General features: G+C 72.3%; 12 protein-coding genes. 5 read left to right on the top strand and 7 right to left on the bottom strand.

Annotated elements, in window-relative coordinates; translation table 11 throughout:
* Nucleotides 1-2: 2 nt before the first annotated feature.
* A complete protein-coding gene (locus tag SCNRRL3882_RS38090; RefSeq protein WP_029181219.1) occupies nt 3-248 on the bottom strand; it encodes a hypothetical protein in 246 nt (81 codons plus the stop codon).
* 186 nt (nt 249-434) lie between these two features.
* On the opposite strand from SCNRRL3882_RS38090, the gene SCNRRL3882_RS38085 reads away from it, so the two are divergent.
* Together SCNRRL3882_RS38085 and SCNRRL3882_RS38080 are read left to right on the top strand one after the other, a co-directional pair.
* A complete protein-coding gene (locus SCNRRL3882_RS38085; RefSeq protein WP_010040544.1) occupies nt 435-1,367 on the top strand; it encodes a sigma-70 family RNA polymerase sigma factor in 933 nt (310 codons plus the stop codon).
* Entirely contained in the window at nt 1,364-2,857 is a 1,494-nt protein-coding gene (locus SCNRRL3882_RS38080) for a cytochrome b (RefSeq protein WP_102514928.1), read from the top strand. Before SCNRRL3882_RS38085 ends, SCNRRL3882_RS38080 begins: the two co-directional genes overlap by 4 nt.
* Here SCNRRL3882_RS38080 and SCNRRL3882_RS38075 read toward each other — a convergent pair.
* The 3 genes from SCNRRL3882_RS38075 to SCNRRL3882_RS38065 form a co-directional block, all read right to left on the bottom strand.
* Nucleotides 2,817-3,608: an alpha/beta fold hydrolase gene (locus tag SCNRRL3882_RS38075; RefSeq protein ID WP_029181220.1), complete on the bottom strand. Its 792-nt coding sequence runs from the start codon at nt 3,606-3,608 to the stop codon at nt 2,817-2,819. The two genes, SCNRRL3882_RS38080 and SCNRRL3882_RS38075, sit on opposite strands and share 41 nt — an antisense overlap.
* Nucleotides 3,609-3,684: 76 nt before the next feature.
* Entirely contained in the window at nt 3,685-5,928 is a 2,244-nt protein-coding gene (locus tag SCNRRL3882_RS38070) for a glycoside hydrolase family 9 protein (RefSeq protein ID WP_029181221.1), read from the bottom strand.
* A gap of 154 nt (nt 5,929-6,082) precedes the next feature.
* Nucleotides 6,083-9,178, bottom strand: coding sequence for a glycoside hydrolase family 2 TIM barrel-domain containing protein (locus tag SCNRRL3882_RS38065; protein WP_010040555.1), 3,096 nt, complete (start codon nt 9,176-9,178; stop codon nt 6,083-6,085).
* A gap of 256 nt (nt 9,179-9,434) precedes the next feature.
* On the opposite strand from SCNRRL3882_RS38065, the gene SCNRRL3882_RS38060 reads away from it, so the two are divergent.
* Together SCNRRL3882_RS38060 and SCNRRL3882_RS38055 are read left to right on the top strand one after the other, a co-directional pair.
* The gene (locus tag SCNRRL3882_RS38060; protein ID WP_010040556.1) at nt 9,435-11,822 is read left to right on the top strand and encodes a SpoIIE family protein phosphatase; all 2,388 of its coding nucleotides are present in this window, start codon (nt 9,435-9,437) and stop codon (nt 11,820-11,822) included.
* A 168-nt stretch (nt 11,823-11,990) separates the two neighbouring features.
* A complete protein-coding gene (locus SCNRRL3882_RS38055) occupies nt 11,991-13,217 on the top strand; it encodes an SLC13 family permease (RefSeq protein WP_010040557.1) in 1,227 nt (408 codons plus the stop codon).
* 12 nt (nt 13,218-13,229) lie between these two features.
* Here the strand turns inward: SCNRRL3882_RS38055 and SCNRRL3882_RS38050 are convergent, their stop codons facing one another.
* Both SCNRRL3882_RS38050 and SCNRRL3882_RS38045 read right to left on the bottom strand, forming a co-directional pair.
* Nucleotides 13,230-15,284, bottom strand: coding sequence for a ricin-type beta-trefoil lectin domain protein (locus SCNRRL3882_RS38050; RefSeq protein WP_010040559.1), 2,055 nt, complete (start codon nt 15,282-15,284; stop codon nt 13,230-13,232).
* 380 nt (nt 15,285-15,664) lie between these two features.
* A complete protein-coding gene (locus tag SCNRRL3882_RS38045; RefSeq protein WP_010040560.1) occupies nt 15,665-16,780 on the bottom strand; it encodes a helix-turn-helix domain-containing protein in 1,116 nt (371 codons plus the stop codon).
* Between the two features lie 84 nt (nt 16,781-16,864).
* On the opposite strand from SCNRRL3882_RS38045, the gene SCNRRL3882_RS38040 reads away from it, so the two are divergent.
* Nucleotides 16,865-17,704, top strand: a complete 840-nt coding sequence (locus SCNRRL3882_RS38040) for a phytanoyl-CoA dioxygenase family protein (protein WP_010040562.1) — start codon at nt 16,865-16,867, stop codon at nt 17,702-17,704.
* 80 nt (nt 17,705-17,784) lie between these two features.
* On the opposite strand, the gene SCNRRL3882_RS38035 is transcribed toward SCNRRL3882_RS38040, so the two are convergent.
* Nucleotides 17,785-18,753, bottom strand: coding sequence for an aldo/keto reductase (locus SCNRRL3882_RS38035; RefSeq protein WP_010040564.1), 969 nt, complete (start codon nt 18,751-18,753; stop codon nt 17,785-17,787).
* Between the last annotated feature and the right edge of the window lie 43 nt (nt 18,754-18,796).

The following is an 18,796-nucleotide window of genomic DNA, read 5'->3' as shown; positions in this document are numbered from 1 at the left end:
GGTCAGGCAGCCCGCCCCTCGCCCTTGGCGCGCGGTTCGTCGTCCGGGAAGGCGGCGGCGAACTCGTCGGCGTGGGTCGCGAAGAACCTGCGGAAGGCCTCCGCGCCCTCCTGGAGCGCCCGGTGGCGGGCTATGTCGGCGGCGGCCGCCTCCCGCACGAGCGCCTTCATGGACGTACCGCGCTCCTTGGCGATCTGCCGCAGGTCCTCAAGTTCGCGGTCGCTGAACTCCACGTTGAGAGCTGGCATGCCTTCACGGTACCGCTCGGGTACTGACTCGTAAATACCCCCTGGTCAGAGGGCAGGGGCGACGGTACCGAAGGAGCTGCCCCCTTCGTCATCCTCTGAGATCTGCATCACATCACACCGCGCGATGTCACATTCCGGGGCCCGGCACGGCTCGCAGTAGTGAGCGCGTCTCTGGGAGGACCACGCATGACCGAGATCCCCGTACCGGGCACCGCCGCCCCGCTCGACGAGGCGACCGGGGTGTTCGTCGACCATCGCGAGCTGCTGTTCGGCGTCGTCTACAACATGCTGGGGAGTGTCGCCGACACCGAGGACGTCCTGCAGGAGACATGGCTGTCCTGGACCGCCCGTGGCGGGGGCGCTCCCCTGGCCGGCGTCGACAACCCCCGGGCCTATCTCGTCCGGGTGGCCGTCAACCACGCGCTGCGGCGCCGCGCCGTGATCAGCCGCAGGCAGGAGACGTACGTGGGCTCCTGGCTGCCCGAGCCCCTGGTCGCCGACGAGGGCGCCGACACCGCCGACGGCCCCGCCCTGCGCTCCGAGTCGGTGTCACTGGCGATGCTGGTGGTCCTGGAGTCGCTGACCCCACTGGAGCGGGCCGTGTTCGTCCTGGGCGAGGTGTTCGGCTACCCGCACGCCGAGATAGCCGAGATCATCGACCGCTCCCCCGCCGCCGTACGGCAGTTGGCACACCGGGCCCGGGACCATGTGAACGCGCGGCGGCCTCGCTACGAGGCGCATCCGCGGGTGCGGCGGGAGGCGACCGAGCGGTTCGTTCGGGCGGCGCTCGGCGGGGACATCGCCGCGCTGATGGAGGTGCTCGCGCCGGACGTCACGGCGTGGACGGACGCCGGCGGCAAGCGCAGGCCGGCGAGTCTGCGCCCGGTGCACGGCCGGGACAAGGTGGCCCGCCTGCTCACCTCCGGACGGGGCGGCCCGAGCAACCCCGTGTTCCGCTACCGGCGCGTCAACGGCGACGACGCGGCGGTGCTGTTCGACGGCGACGCCCCCTACGCCGTCCTGGTCCTGGACCTCACCCCGGAGGGCGACCGGGTGCGCGGCATCTACGTCGTCGCCAACCCGGACAAGCTCGCCCACCTGCCGAAGGAGGCGGCGTGACCGCAGTCGGGCGGCCCGGGAAGGGCGAGCGCCTCGCCGACTGGTTCGACGGCCGGCTCGGCATCCACACGCTCGGCCGGAAGTACCTGCGCAAGGTGTTCCCCGACCACTGGTCCTTCCTGCTCGGCGAGATCTGCCTGTACAGCTTCGTCGTGCTGGTCCTCACCGGCGTCTATCTGACGCTGTTCTTCCACCCGTCGATGAACGAGGTGACGTACCAAGGGAGTTACACACCGCTGAACGGCGTGCGCATGTCCGAGGCGTACGCGTCCACGCTGGACATCAGCTTCGACGTGCGCGGCGGGCTGCTGATCCGGCAGCTGCACCACTGGGCGGCGCTGGTCTTCGTCGCCGGGATGCTGACGCACATGATGCGCCACTTCTTCACGGGCTCGTTCCGCAAGCCCCGCGAGGTCAACTGGCTGTTCGGCTGGCTGCTGCTCTTCCTCGGTCTGTTCGAGGGCCTGTTCGGCTACTCGCTGCCGGACGACCTGCTGTCGGGCACGGGGCTGAGGTTCGTGCACGGCGCGCTGCTGTCGGTGCCGATCGTGGGAACGTACCTGGCGATGTTCCTGTTCGGCGGCGAGTATCCCGGCGACGACATCGTGGCCCGCCTCTACTCGCTGCACGTCCTGCTGGTCCCCGGGGTCATGGCGGCGCTGATCGTCGTCCATGTGCTGCTGGTCGTGTACCACAAGCACACCCAGTTCGCGGGCCCCGGGCGTACCGAACGCAATGTCGTGGGCGCGCCCTTCATGCCGGTGTACCTCGCGAAGGCGGGCGGCTTCTTCTTCCTGGTGTTCGGGGTGCTCGCGCTGATGGCGGCGGTGGCGACGATCAACCCGGTGTGGTCGTACGGCCCCTACCGCGCCGACCAGGTGTCCACGGGCGCCCAGCCCGACTGGTACCTCGGCTTCGCCGAGGGGCTGGTGCGGATCATGCCCGGCTGGGAGATCACGCTGTGGGGCCACACGCTGGTGCTGGGCGTGTTCATCCCGATCGTGGTGTTCCCGCTGCTGCTGCTCTTCATCGGCGTCTACCCGTTCCTGGAGGCCAGGTTCACGGCCGACCGGCACGAGCACCATCTGCTGGACCGGCCGCGCAACCGCCCGGTCCGCACGGCGATCGGGGCGGCCTGGATCAGCCTCTACCTGGTGCTGCTCGCGGGCGGCGGCAACGACATCGTCGCGACCCGACTCCACCTGTCGATCAACACGGTGACCTGGGCGGTGCGGATCGCGGTGTTCGCCGTCCCGGCCGCCGTCTTCGTCGTCACCCGGCGGATCTGTCTGGGGCTGCAGCTGCGCGACCGCGAGCTGGTGCTGCACGGCCGGGAGACCGGCGTGATCAAGCGGCTGCCGCACGGCGAGTACGTCGAGGTGCACGAGCCGCTCGACCAGGCTCGGCTGCACACCCTGACCGCCCACGAACGGCCCGGGGAACTCGTGCTCAGGAATGGGCACGACAGAACTCCCGAACAGTCCGGTTGAACGGCTCCGGGGCCTCGAGGTTGCTGAGGTGCCCGGTGCCGGGCAGCACGACCAGGGTGGCCTCCGGGATCGCCTCCAGGAAGGGACGGGCGACGAGGTCCACCGGCGAGCGTGCGTCGAGCTCGCCCCACAGCAGCAGGGTCGGCACCGCGATCTCGGGCAGCAGGTCACGCAGGTCGGCCTCGGCCATGACGGTGAGCTCCGCCCGCATGCTCCGGGGCCGGGTGTCGGCGGACATCACGGACAACAGGCGGACGGCTTCGGCCGGTGGCCGCCCGGCGAACAGGCCGGGCATGGTCGGCGCGAATTCCTCGGCCGGGACCGCGAGCGTCCGCTCCGCCCCCTCGACCCGCGACCGCACCTCCGCCGGGGGCAGCGAGCCCTTCCAGCCCGCGTAGGTGTCCACGAGGAGCAGCGTCCGGACGAGCTCGGCGTGGTGCCGGTAGAGCTCCAGCACCACGGTCCCGCCCCACGACAGGCCGAGGACATGCGCCGGACCGAGGCCGACGTCCTCGATGACGGCCGCCAGACATCGGGCGTAGTCGGCCAGCGCGAAGGACGGCGGTACGTCGGAGGAGCGGCCGGCACCCGGTTCGTCCCAGGCCACGACGGTGAACTCGTCGGCCAGGTCCTCGGTCTGGGGACGGAACAGGCGGGCGTCCGTCGTGGCGCCGTGCGCGAGCACGAGGGGCGGGCCCTGGCCCACCCGGTCGTACGCGACCTCGATGCCGTCGACCCGCACCGCTGGCATGACACCAGGTTACGCGCGGGTGCCGGAGGCGTCCTGTCGGCGGACTCCCCCGGCACCCGGCGCGCCCGGGCGGTCCCTACCCCTGGTCCGCCACGAAGGCGGCCATGCGGGTCAGGGCGGCGTTCCAGTTGATCGTGTGCTCGTTGGTCGACCAGGACTGGATGTCGTCGATGTAGCAGAACTGGCCGACGCAGCCCTGGAGTTTGCTCTGTGCGTAGGGGTCCTGGATACCCGAGTTCGGCCCTCCGGCGAGGGTGCCCTTCGGCGGGTTCGGCAGGTTCGGGTCGAGCTGGCGGGCGTACCAGCGGCTGTGCTGGTTCTGGGCGCTGACCTCGCCGTAGCCGGTGACGTAGGAGATGTTCAGCGCGTTGCGGCCCAGGATGTAGTCCATGCTCTGGAGCGCGCCGTCCCGGTACTTCGAGGCGCCGGTGATGTCGTACGCGGTGGCGAGGACGACGGCGTTGTTGAGGACCTGGTGGCTGGAGCCCCAGTCGTACTTGTTGCCGTCCGGTGCGTACGGCATGCCGTAGGGCTGTGCCTTCAGCGTGGACAGGTAGCGGTCGGCGCCCTTGATGACGGACTGGCGGACCTTGTCCCGGCCGGGCAGCTTGTTCGGCACCAAGGCGAGGTCGAGCCGTCCCGCCGCGCCCGTGCGGGCCCAGTCGAAGCCGATGGGGCCGAAGATGTCGGCCGTGTGGACCGGCGATTTCAGGACGTACTCCTGGAACCGCTTTTCGCCCGTGGTGAGGTACAGCTCGGCCGCCGCCCAGTAGAAGTCGTCGGTCACATCGCTGTCGGCGTAGGCGCCGCCGCCGATGCCGTCGCTCTCGGAGGCGTGGCGGTCGGGGTGGGCGAGCGCCGCCGACCAGGCCTTGCGGGCGGCCGTCAGCGCCCGGTCGGCGAACGCCTTGTCGTAGGGCCGGTAGAGGCGGGCGGCCTGTGCGGCCGTGGCGGCGAGGTTCAGGGTGGCCGCGGTGGACGGCGGGTGCAGTTCGCGCTTCTGCGGGTCGTCACTGGGCAGCAGCGGCAGTCCGGTCCACTGCTCGTCGTGCATCTTGTGGTGGGCCATGCCGGCCAGCGGCTTCCCGTCGGGTACCTGCATCCTGAGCAGGAAGTCCAGCTCCCAGCGGGCCTCGTCGAGGATGTCCGGGACCTTGTTGCCGCTCTCGGGGATGGCGAGCGTGCCGTCACCGAGCTTGCGGGCGTCGCCGGTGCGGGCGTGCAGCGCGCGTTCGTGGGTGCTCAGCACCTCCCAGGTGGAGATGCCGCCGTTGACGACGTACTTGCCGTGGTCACCGGCGTCGTACCAGCCGCCGCTGACGTCCAGGGTGTAGTCGCAGACGCCGGGCTGGCAGGGCACGGCGGTGTCGCCCTTGTTGGGCGCCACGCCCACGTGGCCGGCCGGGCGGCCGTAGCCGGGCCGCAGGTCCTCGCGTATCGCGATGCCGCTGCGCTGGGTGTAGTAGTACTTCGCCGAGTCCAGGCGGAGCCGCTCGTAGGCGCTGGCGTCGATGTCGAAGGGGCGGCTGGTCTCGCCGTCGGCGACCAGCGTGAGGCCCGTGCCCTTCTTGCGGTAGGCACCGAAGTCGATCGAGTGGACGTTCTGCCCGGAGGAGGCGTCGACGCCACGCGGCACCGTCGTGCCCCGGGCGACCACCGCTCCGCCGGAGGTCCTCAGCTCCCAGGGCAGTTTCGCCGTGGCGTCGGTGACCAGGGTGGCGTTCTTCGGCCCGGCGGGCAGGTAGGCGACCTGGTTGACCCGGACCCGGGGCCCGGTGTCGGGCTCGTACGGCTCCGGTGCCACCCCGCCGAGCAGGGAGACGTCGTCCATGCAGAAGCGCCACGGATCGGCGCTGCCGCCGAGCTGGAAGCCGACCTGGCCCTGGGCGGTGTCGACGGGCGAGGTGAAGGTGTAGGAGTAGGTGTCGCCGGAGACGCTGAGCTGCGGTGTCACCTCGTGGTAGGTGTCGTAGGGCGACACCGACAGGCCCACGATCGCCCGTACCACGTGCCCGGCGGGCGTGCCGGTCGCGCTGAAGGAGAAGCGGTACGACTGCCCCTTCACGAGGGGGATGTCGTTCTGCCCCACGGCGGCGTCCCAGCGGTTGGTGGTGCCGCCGGGGACGTCGGCGCAGAGCCGGCCGTCGGACAGCCCCGCGGTGACGTTGCTGGTGGCCCACCATGGGTCCATGGTCGTGTCGAAGGTGCCGTTCCTGACCTGCTCGGTCTCCTCGGCCCCGGCCGGCGCGGAGGGCAGCGCGGTGAGCGCGGTCGCCAGGAGGGCCGTCAGGGACAACAGGGCGGTTCTGCGTCGTTTCACGTCCGGGCTCCTCTGGAGAGGTGCGGGTGGCGCTCGGTGTGGGAGCGCTCCCAGATGCGGATGCCCGCCATGGTTGTGGCAGATGTGACGCCCCGTCAACGGTCCGGACGGGACTGGCTGTTCGCCGCCCGTCCGGACCGCCCCGGTCGAGGGCTCAGGCGGCCGGGGTCTCCAGCCGGCTGATGCGGACGGCGCCCCGGGCCTCGTCGGGGTGTCGGCTCGTCATCGTGAGCCGGATCCGGGAGCCCCGGACGGCCTTGAAGGTGATCACGGTCGGGGCGTCGGAGGCGGTGGCCCAGTCGATCGCCGTGCCCTCCGCGGCCCGCCACGCCCGGCCGCCCCACACCGCCACCTCGATCGCCGCGGGCAGGCTGTGGGTGGCGTCCACGGTGAAGGAGACGTCCACGCGGTCGAAGCCGCGGACGCGCCCGTGGTCGACCGTGACCCAGTCCTCGGTGCGGGCGCCGTCGAAGGCGGGCAGCAGGGCCGTGGCCTGCTTGAAGAAGCCGTTGGACCAGCCGGTGGCCGGGTCGCCGTCGAGCATGGCGGCGGGCAGGGTGTCCGGGCGTCCGGAGTAACTGGCGTCCGCGTGCGGGTAGTCGACGGGTGCCGGGTGCTCCGGCGCGAAAGCGGGCGGCGCGGTTTCGGCCCGGTCCGCCGCCCGGGTGGCGCGTACGGTCGCGGTGCCGGTGCGCAGGCCGTCGGCGCGGGCGGTCACCTTCACCGTGCCCGTCTTCGTGCCGGAGCGGACGATGGCGAGGGCCTTGCCGTGGAAGGCGGTGCGGGTGCTCGCCTGGTAGCGCTCGGCGCTCTCCTGGCGGCCGTTGTCGAGCCCGGCGAGGGAGCCGCCCGCCACCTCGAAGGAGAGCAGGTGCTCCGCGTCGGGCACCACCACACCGCGGCGGTCGACCACCTCGGCGGTCACGAAGACCAGAGAACGCCCGTCGGCGGCGAGGGACGTGCGGTCCGGTGTCAGGCGTATCACGTGCGGGGCGCCGGCGGTGCGCAGCACGTCGGTGGCGACCACCTTGCCGTCCTGCCGCGCGACCGCCTTCAGCTCGCCCGGCGCACAGGGCACCTTCCACGTCAGGTGGAGCTTGCCGGCGCTGCCGTTCGGGCTGGTGTAGCTGCCGGGATAGGGGCCGTCGGTGAAGGTCTTGTCGTCGCCGGTCGCCTCGGTCGTCTCCAGGTACGTGCGGCCGTCGACGGTCTTCTTGCTGTCGAACCGCCGTACGCCCAGGGACTGTCCGTTGAGGAACAGCTCGACGGTGTCGACGTTGGCGTACGCCCAGACCTCGACCGTGTCGCCCTCGGCGTGGTTCCAGGTCATCGGCAGCAGGTGGACCATCGGCTCGCTGGTCCACTGGCTCCGGAACAGGTAGTACATGTCCTTCGGGAAGCCCGCGGTGTCGACCGCGCCGAAGAAGGACGCCTTGACCGGGAAGACGTCGTACGGCGTGGGTTCGCCGATGTAGTCGATGCCCGACCACAGGAACTGCCCGGCGAACCACTTGCGGTCGCGGTCCTTCTTGTGGCCGTACTCGCCGCTCATGGTCCAGGAGGCGAGGTTGTTGTCGTAGGAGGAGGTTCCGCGCCTTCCGGGCGTGTGGTTCTCGCCGGTGTTGAGGTGTTCGGGCTCCTGGTACTCGCCCCGCGTCGACGTCTCCGAGGAGGACTCGGACTCGAAGAGGAAGAGGTGCGGGTAGGCCGCGTGCAGCTGGTCCACCGACTTGGCGGTGTTGTAGTTGAGACCGAGGCCGTCCAGCTTGGCCAGCATCAGGTCGGCCGCGGAGCCCTTGGCGGGCAGGCGGCGGTACTTGTCGGAGCCGATGACCAGCGGGCGGGTGTCGTCCGCGGCCCTGATCGCGGCGATGATCCGGTCGGCCATGGCGAGGCCGGCCGTGGAGGTGGAGTCCGGGACCTCGTTGCCGATGGACCACATCAGCACGGCGGGCGAGTTGCGGGCCGCCAGCACCATCTCGGTGGCGTCCGTCTCGCACCACTCGTCGAAGAACCGGCCGTAGTCGTACCGGTTCTTTCCGGTGCGCCAGCAGTCGAACGCCTCCACCAGCATCACGACGCCCAGCTCCTCGCAGACCTGGATCACCTCCGGCGCGGGCGGGTTGTGGGAGGTGCGCAGGGCGTTGACGCCCATGGACCGCATGATCTCCATCTGGCGGCGGACGGCGTCGATGCTGACGGCGGCGCCGAGGGCGCCGAGGTCGTGGTGGAGGTCGACGCCCTTGAGCTTGTGGTGGGTGCCGTTGAGGAAGAAGCCCTCGTCCGGGTCGAAGCGGAAGGTGCGGAAGCCGAAGCGCGTGCGGTAGGTGTCGGTGGTCCTGCCGCCGACGCGCAGTTCGGTGTGCAGGGTGTAGCGGTGCGGGGCCGCGATGTCCCAGAGCTGGGGGCGCCGGACCGTGAGTTCGTGGGTCTCGGTCTGCTCGTCGGTGACGGCGGCCGTCGAGGCGGTACGGGCGACCGTCCGGCCCTTCGGATCGACGATCCGGGAGACGACCTCGACGTCCGCGTCCGCGCCCGACGCGTTGACGACCGACGTGTCGATCCGTACGACGGCCCGCTCGGCGGAGATCTCGGGTGTGGTGACGCGGGTGCCCCAGCGGGCCACGTGCACCGGCTCGGTGATCACCAGGCGGGCCTCGCGGTAGATGCCGCTGCCCGAGTACCAGCGGCTGCTGGGGAGCCGGTGCCGGACCTCGACCGCGAGCACGTTCTCGGTGGCGCCGTCGGTGTGCACGAGATCGGTCAGGTCGAAGGCGAAACCGGTGTAGCCGTAGGGGTGACGGCCGGCCTCCGTGCCGTTGCAGTGGACGGAGGAGTCCATGTAGACACCGTCGAACTCCACCGAGATCCGCTTGCCGGCGAGGGCGGGCGGCAGGGTGAAGGCGAGGCGGTACCAGCCGAGGCCGCCGGGGAGGAAGCCGGTGCCGCTGGTGGTGCCGTGGTCGGTGGTGGGGGCCTGCTCGATGCTCCAGTCGTGCGGGACGGCGACCTCCCGCCACCGCGAGTCGTCGTAGCCGGGCTGGGCGGCGTCTGCGTAGTCGCCGGTCGGGTCGGTGATCCCGCCCGGGTTGACCAGCGCGAAGCGCCAGCCGTCGCGCAACGCGACGGTGCGGCGACCGGACGCGCCGCGCGCCCCATCGGCGGCCCACGCCTCCGGGACACCCAGCAGTGTTCCGGCCGCGGGCGCGGCGGCGGAGGCGAGCAGGACCGATCTGCGCGTGACCGACATGGCGGCTCTCCCTCATCAAGTCCCAGAAGTACTCACAACTAATCGTGAACAAACAGATTCTGTCGAGGTGTCACACAAGGCCGTCAAGGGTGCGGCAGCGCCGTTCTGTCCCGGGCATCCCATCGGCCGGAATTGCGCCCCGACCGTGCGCGACCGGCGGCACAGGGGTTACCGGTCCACGTCGGGCGCCCACGGACTAGTCTGGAACTCAAGCGACCTCCCTGATCACTGTGAGTGTCCGTATGGAGTGGCGACGATGAGCCCGGACCAGCCGTTCGACGATGGCGTGGCCGCCCGTGCCGTCATCGCCGCCGACGGCACGCTCACCGAGTGGAGCGAGGGCGCACACCGTCTGCTGGGCCACCCGGCCGCCGAGGTCCTGGGCCGCCCGGCCGCCGAGCTGCTGGCCGACGGAGCGGCCGCGCCCCCCGTGCCCGCCGACTCCCGCTGGAACGGGACGCTCACGCTGCGTCACCGCGACGGACACACGGTCTCCGTGTGGGTGCTCGCCCACCGCAGACCGCCGGACGGCCCGGAGGCTGCCGAGTGGCTCGCCGTGTCCCCGCCGAAGGCCCCAGATGGGGAGCTGCCGGACGACCCGCTGGTGCGGGCGGCGCTGACGCAGTCACCCTGCGCCACGATGATCTTCGACGAGGAGCTGCGGCTGCGCGGCGTCAACGACGCCATGGCGGACCTCCTCGGGCTGCCCGCCGACCGGCTGCGGGGCCTGCGGCCCACCGACGTCGGCAGCCGGCCGCAGAACACGGAGCTGGAGGAGAATCTGCGCCGCGTGCTGAGCACCGGCCGGCGACAGGACATGCAGACGTACATGAAGGCCAGCGGCGAGAGCCGGGGGGCGCACGCCTGGCTGGCCCGGCTCGCACCGCTCACCGACGACTCCGGGCGCGTGCGGGGCGTGTGCGTGACGGCCCACGACTTCACCGAGCAGTACCGGTCCCGGGAGCGGCTCCAGCTGGTCAACGAGGCGAGCGTGCGCATCGGCACCACCCTCGACGTCACCCGTACGGCCCAGGAGCTGGCGGACGTGTGCGTCCCGGCGCTCGCCGACTTCGTCAGCGTGGACCTGCTCGACGTACAGGAGCACGGCGGCGAGTCGGCCGGCCCGCCGGCCCCGCCGGTGAGCCTGCGCCGGGCCGCCCACCAGTCGGTCAACTCGGGCAGCCCCGAGGCCGTGGCCAAGCCGGGGCAGGTGGACGTCTATCCGGAGAACTCCCCGCAGGCCGCCTCGCTCATCCTGGGCCACGCGGTCGTGGCCTCCGGAGCGGACGGCGGCGACCTCGCGAAGTGGCTCGCCTGGGACCCGGTCCGGTTCCGGCGGGTCCGCGAGTACGGCATCCACTCCACGATGTCCGTGCCGCTCCAGGCCAGGGGCTCGACCCTCGGGGTCGCGGTCTTCACCCGCTTCCGGCGCCCCGAGCCCTTCACGGCCGACGACGTGCTGCTGGCCGAGGAGGTCACGGCCCGCGCCGCCGTCTGCATCGACAACGCCCGCCGCTACTCCCGCGAGCGCGAGACGACGCTCACGCTGCAACGCAGCCTGCTGCCCCGCACACTGCCGCGCACGGCCGCCGTGGAGGCGGCCTCCCGCTATCTGCCCGCCACCCGCTCCGGCGTGGGCGGCGACTGGTTCGACGTGATCCCGCTGTCCGGGATGCGCGTCGCGATGGTCGTCGGCGACGTCGTCGGCCACGGCATCCAGGCCTCGGCCACCATGGGCCGGCTGCGCACCGCCGTCCGCACCCTCGCCGACATCGACCTGGCCCCCGACGAGCTGCTCACCCACCTCGACGACCTGGTCGTCCGGCTGTCCCAGGAGTCCGGTGTCGACGCCGGCACCGGCGAGGTGGGCGCGACCTGTCTGTACGCGGTGTACGACCCCGTGTCGCGGCGCTGCACGCTGGCCCGGGCCGGGCACCCGCAGCCCCTGCTGGTCCCGCCGGACGGCCCGGCCCGGCAGCTCGACCTGCCCTCCGGTCCCCCGCTCGGTGTCGGGGGGCTGCCGTTCGAGTCCGCCGAGGTGGAGCTGCGGGAGGGCAGCGTCCTGGCGTTCCACACCGACGGGCTGCTCGCGAGCCGCGAGCGGGACGTCGACGCGAGCCACCGGACGCTCCGCGAGGCGTTGTCGGCTCCCTCCGACTCCCTGGACGAGATCTGCGACCGCGTGCTGCACGCGCTGCTCCCGCCGAGCGGCTCCGCCGACGACGTGGCCCTGCTGCTGGCCCGCACCCGCGGCCTGCCGTCCTCCCAGGTGGCGACCTGGGACATCCCGGCCGACCCGGCGCTGGTGGCCCCCATCCGCAAGCAGGTCGTCGACCAGCTCGACCAATGGGGGCTGACCGAGGCCACGTTCACCGCGGAACTGGTGGTGAGCGAGCTGGTCACCAACGCCATCCGCTACGGCGCCGCGCCCATCCGGCTGCGGCTGATCCACGACGGGTCCACCCTGATCTGCGAGGTCTCCGACACCAGCCACACGGCGCCGCACCTGCGCCGTGCCAAGACCTGGGACGAGGGGGGCCGCGGTCTGCTCCTGGTCGCCCAGCTCACCCAGCGGTGGGGCAGCAGGCACACCGCCGAGGGCAAGACGATCTGGGCGGAGCTGGCACTGCTCGACGAGGTGTGAACGGCCGCGGGTTCCCGTTGCCGCGGCGGACGCCCGGACAGCGGCGGGCCGTGCGGCCGACGGGGTCCTCGTAGCTTTCTTACCAGCCCCTGGTTTCATGGGCGGGCACGACCTGATCACGCCCCGGAGGACTCCGCCCTGAACACCCCGCTCGCCGAAGCCCTGTCCGTGGCGCTGCTGGCCGCCGTGCTCGTCTGGGCCGTGCTCCGTCCGCGAGGACTGCCCGAGGCCGTGCTGGCGGTTCCGGCCGCCGGACTCGCGATCGCCGTCGGCGCGATATCGCCGGACCACGCGTGGGAGGAGATCCAGCGGCTGGGGCCCGTGGTCGGCTTCCTCGCGGCCGTGCTGGTGCTCGCCCACTTCTGCGACGTCGAGGGACTGTTCACGGCGTGCGGGGCGTGGATGGCCCGCTGGGCGGCGGGGCGTCCCGCGCGGCTGCTGACCGCGGTGTTCGCGCTGGCCTCCGTCATCACGGCCGTGCTCAGTCTGGACGCCACCGTCGTCCTGCTGACACCGGTGGTGCTCGCCACGGCCACCCGGATGGGCGTCCAGGCCCGGCCGCACCTCTACGCGTGCGCCCATCTGTCGAACACCGCCTCGCTGCTGCTGCCGGTCTCCAACCTGACCAACCTGCTGGCCTTCACGGCGAGCGGGCTGAGCTTCACCCGGTTCGCGGCGCTGATGGCGCTGCCCTGGCTGGTCGCGATCGGCGCCGAGTACCTGGTGTTCCGGCGGTTCTTCGACGATGAACTGGCTGCTCCTCTCCCCTCGCCCGACCCCGCGCGGCCTCCCGAGCTGCCCCTGTTCGCCCTGGTCACCGTGGGTTGCACGCTCGCCGGGTTCGTCGTGGCGTCCGCCCTCGGGATCGCACCGGCGTGGGCCGCCCTGGCCGGCGCGCTCGTGCTGGCCGTGCGGGCGCTGCTACGGCGGCGGGCCACCCCGTTGACCGTGGTGCGGTCCGCGGCCCCGGCGTTCCTGGCGTTCGTGCTCGCCCTCGGCGTCGTGGTGCGCGCGGTCGTCGACCACGGGCTCGCCGACGCGCTCCACCGGGTGCTGCCCGACGGCTCGGGCCTGCTCACCCTGCTGGCCGTGGCCGCGCTGGCCGCCGTCCTGGCGAACCTCATCAACAACCTGCCGGCGGTCCTGGTGCTGCTGCCGCTGACCGCAGGGGCCGGCCCCGGTGCCGTCCTGGCGGTGCTGCTCGGCGTGAACATCGGACCCAATCTGACCTACGCCGGATCGCTGGCGACTCTGCTGTGGCGGCGGATCGTGCAGCAGCACGGGCACCGGGTCGGGGTCGGGGAGTTCACCCGGCTCGGGCTGCTCGCGGTACCGGCCGCGCTCGTGCCGGCCGTGGCGGCGCTGTGGCTGTCGCTGCGCGTCGTCGGCGGCTGAGCGCGCGTCCGGTCAGCGGCGGCCGCCTCCGCCGCCGCCGTACCCGTAGCCGTAACCGGGGTAGCCGTAGCCCGGGTAGCCGTAGCCGGGAGAGCCGTACTGGCCGTCCCCGTCGCAGGGGTAGCCGTAGCGGTAGCAGCCCGAGTCGGTGGGGGCCGCGCCGGTCGGTGTCGGCCGCGGTGCCGAGGGGGTGGCGGACGGGGTCGGTGCCGGTGTCGCCGTGGGCGTCTTCGAGGGCGTGGGAGTGGGCGTGGGCCTGGGGCGCGGCGCCGGGGCGGCGGCCTTCCAGTTGACGGCCTCCATCTGGAGGTCCGCCTTGGAGGTGTCGATCACCCACCGCTGGTCCTCGTCGTCCGCCCGGGTCTTGAGGACCAGGGCTCCCGAGCCGTCGGTCGCGGCCGGAGCCAGGGCGAGGTCCTGGTTCCAGCGGGGCACCAGGGCGCCCTGGAGGGTGAAGTCGTAGCGGATGTTCTTCGAGTCCGGCCGGGACGCTCCCGAGCAGGGAGCCAGCCGCACCGAGTAGCCGAGGTGCGAGTCCAGGCACAGGCCGGGAGCGGCGCCGTTGCGCAGCAGGCCGTCGGTCTCGTACGTCCACTGCTGGGCGGCGGCCGAGGAGCAGGGTGCGAGCTCGGCCTCCGCGTCCTCGACGGCCTTCGCGCCCTCGACACCGACGCACAGTCCCGAGTCCACGTTGTGCAGCCGGCCGCGCAGGGCGCCCTTCTCGGCGTCGCCCGCCCCGATCCAGGACGGGTCGCCCGTCGACTCGCCCGCACCTGAGCCGGGAGTCTCGGAGGGCCGTCCCGCACCGGCCTGGGGGTCCTCACCGGGGTTGCCCAGGGACCACAGGACCAGCGGGATGACGACCAGGCCGCTGACGGTGAGGATGCTCACGGTGAGGTTGCGGCGGCGGGCCCCACGGCGGGCCGCCTTGTGGGCGGACCTGCGGGCCGCGGCGCGCGGGCCCGCCGCTCGTCGGCCGGGGGTGGTCCCACCGGTCGGCGGGGCGTCGGGCGGGGCCGGGAAGCCGTCGTGGGCGTGCGCTTGTCCTGCCTCCCCCGTCGCGGGGGCGGGTGGCGCGGCCGACGTGCCGACCGGGTCGGTGAACGACTCCCCGGCCATGCCCGCGAGGACGACGGGGTCGGGGAAGGCAGCACCGGCCACACCCGCGGGGAGCCCGGTCTCCGCGGCTGCCTCCGTGCCGGGCCCCGGGGCGTCCGTCACGTCGCTCTGCGCGGCGCCGCTCGATCTGCTCTCCGCGTACTCCCGCCCGCCCCAGCCGAGCACCGCCTCGGCCAGGGCGAGACCGAGCCCGTGGTTGAACCGATCGAGCTGGTCCGCGGCAGCGGCGCAGTGCCCGCAGCCCTGGATATGCGCGCGTAGATCGGGGTCGATGCCCAGGCCGCCACGCCGGTACGTCACGTCGAGCAGGCGGAGATAGCGTCGGCACTCCTCGTCGGGCGCGAGTTCGCGGTGCAGTTGGAGGCTCTCCTCGCGCAGCCGGTCACGGGCCCGGTCCAGTTCGACGCGGGCGCCCTCCTCGTCCAGGCCGAGCAGCCCGGCGGGGGCGGCGAGCGGTTCGGCCTCGACCTCGACGTGCCACAGCAGGCAGCGCGCCGACTGGGGCAGCCGCTGGAAAGCGCCGGCCAGCAGGCGCCGGTGCTTCTGCGGCAGCAGCCGGGCGGCCACCCGCTCCCTCTCGCCGGTCCCGGACAGCAGCTCCGGGTGGAGCATGTCGCGTCTGTGGTCGGTGGCCCACTCGGCGGCGATACGCCGTACGGTGACGAGCAGATGGGGGCGCCACGCCGAGGTGGGGCCGTTCTGGCGCAGGGTCTCGCCGAAGATCCGGGTGAATGCCGCGGTGGTGAGTATTCCGGCGGACCGCGGTCCGTCGGTGCACAGCCGGGCGTAGGCGGAGGCCGCCTCCCAGTGCCGGTCCAGCAGTTCGCCGACGGGGTGCAGTGCGGGGGTCGCCCCCGTCCACTTCCTGAGCTCGGCGCTCAGTTGCTCGTCCGTCGCGCCGATCCTGCGGGCCTGACCCGGAGAATTCGACGGGCCTGCGTCGTTCACGGCTGCATTCCTCTCAAGGACATGCGGGATAAAGTCCATACCAAGGGGTATGTCGGCCCGGTGGCCTCGCGCACGCGAAGAAAGGCATGTTGTCCGGACGCCGACAGGGCACACCTTTGCACAGGTCAGCGACAGGGAACAAGGGATCTCGCGGTTTCGTGCATTGCGTACGCGGCCAGGACCTTTTGACAAAGTGTCAATGTGTGGTGCGAAAGGGATTTCCGCACTGCCCGTTCTGTTTTTGCGGTGTGTTTTCGCCCGGCTCCGGGCGTCGCCCCCAAAACCATTGAAGTGCCGCCTGCACAGCAGCTCACACCCCGAGGCCTTCCCGGCACGGCCCTTTCGAAGACTCCTCCCGGAACCAATGACCACATCGCTGCTCAGCCCCGCGCACCGCCGTGAGCGGTGTTCCGGTACGCCCCGGGAGGTGTCCCGTAGCGCTCGCGGAAGACACGGTTGAAGTGGAACGGGCTGGCGAAACCCGAGGCCATGGCGACGCGTTCCACGGGCAGGTCGGTGCCCTCCAGCAGCCGGGCGGCGTGGCGCAGCCGCGCCTCGCGCAGGGCGCGCATGGGCGACCTGCCGAGCTGACGGCTGAACAGATGGGCGAAGCGGGACGGCGACAGGGAGACGCCCTCGGCCAGCGAGCGGACGGTGTGCGGGGCGCCCGGGTCGGCGTCGATCAGCTCCTGGGCCCGTTGGATCCGTGCGTCGAGGCCGGGGCGGGGTGCCGTCGGCCGGGCACCGGCGGTGGTGAGGAGGACGATCTCCTCCAGTGCGCACAGGGCCAGTTCCCGGGCGGCGCTGCCGTGCGCGACGGCGATCTGCCCGTCCGGGGGCGCGAGGTGGGCCGGGGCCGCCGCGTGTGGCGGCGCCGCCGCGTGGAGCCGACCCGCCGCGTGGAGCCGACGACCCGCCGCGTCGGAACAGGCCACCTCGTCGGACGAGATCGCCGCCTCAGGCGCGACCACCCCGCCGGACGAAGCCACCGCCCCAGGCGGAACCACCGCCTCGCCCGATGCCACCCCATCGGACGAAGCCACCGCCTCAGGCGGTGGAGCCCCGGCACCGGTCCAGCGGGCGTCGGCGTGCATCCGGCGGAACGCCGCCTCGACACGGCCGTGTACTCCGGCCGGCGCGGACGTGACCACGTACACCCCGTCACCGGCGTCGAACGGCCGCAGCCACTCCGCCCATGACGGGCGGGCCTGGCAGTGCGCCCACCAGAACCGCCAGTGCCGGGCGCCGGGCTCGACCGCGTAACGGTGCGGGGCACCCGGGGCGAGCACCACCAGGTGGCCCGCGCCGGCCGAGGTCTCCACCCCGCCCTGACAGAGCCGCCCCCGGCCTCCCGTGGTCCAGGTGAAGAGCCAACTCGCTGACCCACGCGGCCGGTTGACGCCGTAGCCGGGCGGCTGGTCGAAGTGGCCGAGCACGACCAGGCCGGGCGGCGGTGCGGGGTCCCCGTCGGACTGGTGCTCAGCAGTGCCGGGCAATCCGTCAGCACGCACGGGCATCCCCCTCGGCGACTCGGTGACCTAGCGTGTCGTGCCGGAGACCACTGACCGAGGAGTGCGCTCATGACAGTCACGGGCAATGGCGCCGCCGGCGCTCCCATCCTGGACCCTGCCGCGCTCCGGCGATACCGGGAGGATTTCGAGGAGGACGGTTTCACGGTCGTGCGCGGGCTCTTCGGGGCCGACGAGACCGAGCGGCTGTGCGACGAGTTCGCGGCGCTGCGTGCGGCCGGCCCGGTTCCCGGGCACTTCGAGCCGCGCGGGTCCGGGCCGGACGCCGATCCGCTGCACGTCTGGCCGCGGGTGATGCACCCGCACGAGATCAACGACGTCGCTCGCGACGTCCTGCTGGACGCCCGGCTGCGGACGGTTCTGGAGGCGCTCCTCGGGGAGGAGGTCCTGGCCGCGCAGAGCATGTTCTACTTCAAGCCGCCGGGCGCCCGGGGACAGGCGCTGCACCAGGACAACTTCTATCTGCGGGTGGAGCCGGGCACGTGTGTGGCGGCGTGGCTGGCCTGCGACGTGATCGACCGCGAGAACGGTGGGCTGGAGGTCGTGCCGGGCACGCACCGGATGGACGTGTTCTGCCCGGAGGAGGCGGACGAGGGGGTGTCCTTCGCGCGGGAGTACGTTCCCCCGCCGCCCGGTCTGGCCGCCGTGCCGGTGGACATGGAGCCGGGGGATGTTCTGTTCTTCAACGGAAGTCTGGTGCACGGGTCGCAGCCGAACCGGGCGGCGGATCGGTTCCGGCGGTCGTTCATCGGGCATTACGTGGGGCGGTCGGCGGAGCGGATCGGGCGGTTCTACCGGACGTTGACGATGAGCGGGGCGCGGGTGGTGCTCGCGGAGAGCGAGGGGGCGGGGCCCTGCGGGACGGAGTTCGCGCCGCAGGGACCGCACTGAGCGCTCCGCGGGAAAGGCGGTAGTTCGTCCGCGGCGCCGCTGTGGCTGGTCGCGCAGTTCCCCGCGCCCCTGTGGAGCCTTCAGTGACCGGCGATGGGATGCGGCGTGTAGGGCTGCTCCAACTCCTCGAGCTCCTTGTCGCCCAGCCGGAGTTCCACGGCTGCCACCGCGTCCTGCAGGTGCTGCGGCTTCGACGCTCCGACGATCGGGGCCGTCACCGTGTCCTGGTGGAGGAGCCAGGCGAGGGCGACCTGGGCGCGGGGCACGCCGCGCTCCCCGGCGATGCGGGTGACCGCCTCGACGATGGTGCGGTCGCCCTCCTGGTACAGGGTGCTGCCGAAGGTGTCGGTGGCGCTGCGCTCGGTCGTGATGTCCCAGTCGCGGGTGAGGCGGCCGCGGGCGAGCGGGCTCCAGGGCAGTACGCCGACGCCCTGGTCCGCGCACAGGGGCAGCATCTCGCGCTCCTCCTCGCGGTAGAGGAGGTTGTAGTGGTTCTGCATGGAGACGAAGCGGGTCCAGCCGTTCAGCCGGGCGGTGTACTGGGCCTTGGAGAACTGCCAGGCGTACATCGAACTCGCCCCGATGTAGCGGACCTTGCCGGCCTTGACGACGTCGTGCAGGGCCTCCATCGTCTCCTCGACCGGGGTGTGCGGGTCGAAGCGGTGGATCTGGTAGAGGTCGACGTAGTCGGTGCCGAGGCGGGTGAGGCTCTGGTCGAGTTCGGTGATGATCGCCTTGCGGGACAGTCCGCCGCCGTTGGGCCCGGGCCGCATCCGGCCGTGCACCTTCGTCGCGAGCACGATCTCGTCGCGGCGGGCGAAGTCGCGCAGGGCCCGGCCGACGATCTCCTCGCTGGTGCCGTCGGAGTAGACGTTCGCCGTGTCGAAGAAGTTGATCCCCGCCTCGACCGCCTGCCGGATCAGCGGGCGTGAGGCCTCCTCGTCGAGGGTCCACTCGTGCCGGCCCCGGTCCGGCAGGCCGTAGGTCATGCACCCCAGACAGATCCGCGAGACGTCCAGGCCCGTCGAACCGAGCTTCACGTACTGCATAGTTGCTGCTCCTGCCTTCGGGAGGTGTTCCACGGGGAGCGTA

The organism is Streptomyces chartreusis NRRL 3882, assembly GCF_900236475.1.
Lineage (GTDB): Bacteria > Actinomycetota > Actinomycetes > Streptomycetales > Streptomycetaceae > Streptomyces > Streptomyces chartreusis_D.
The sequence above is the reverse complement of the archived record's forward strand: the minus strand, read 5'-3'. Positions and strand labels throughout refer to the sequence as shown.

What these genes read in the sequence shown, in the direction of transcription:
- SCNRRL3882_RS38090 (WP_029181219.1), bottom strand. Translation starts at nt 248, where the DNA reads ATGCCAGCTCTCAACGTGGAGTTCAGCGACCGCGAACTTGAGGACCTG.
- SCNRRL3882_RS38085 (WP_010040544.1), top strand. Translation starts at nt 435, where the DNA reads ATGACCGAGATCCCCGTACCGGGCACCGCCGCCCCGCTCGACGAGGCG.
- SCNRRL3882_RS38075 (WP_029181220.1), bottom strand. Translation starts at nt 3,608, where the DNA reads ATGCCAGCGGTGCGGGTCGACGGCATCGAGGTCGCGTACGACCGGGTG.
- SCNRRL3882_RS38065 (WP_010040555.1), bottom strand. Translation starts at nt 9,178, where the DNA reads ATGTCGGTCACGCGCAGATCGGTCCTGCTCGCCTCCGCCGCCGCGCCC.
- SCNRRL3882_RS38060 (WP_010040556.1), top strand. Translation starts at nt 9,435, where the DNA reads ATGAGCCCGGACCAGCCGTTCGACGATGGCGTGGCCGCCCGTGCCGTC.
- SCNRRL3882_RS38040 (WP_010040562.1), top strand. Translation starts at nt 16,865, where the DNA reads ATGACAGTCACGGGCAATGGCGCCGCCGGCGCTCCCATCCTGGACCCT.
- SCNRRL3882_RS38035 (WP_010040564.1), bottom strand. Translation starts at nt 18,753, where the DNA reads ATGCAGTACGTGAAGCTCGGTTCGACGGGCCTGGACGTCTCGCGGATC.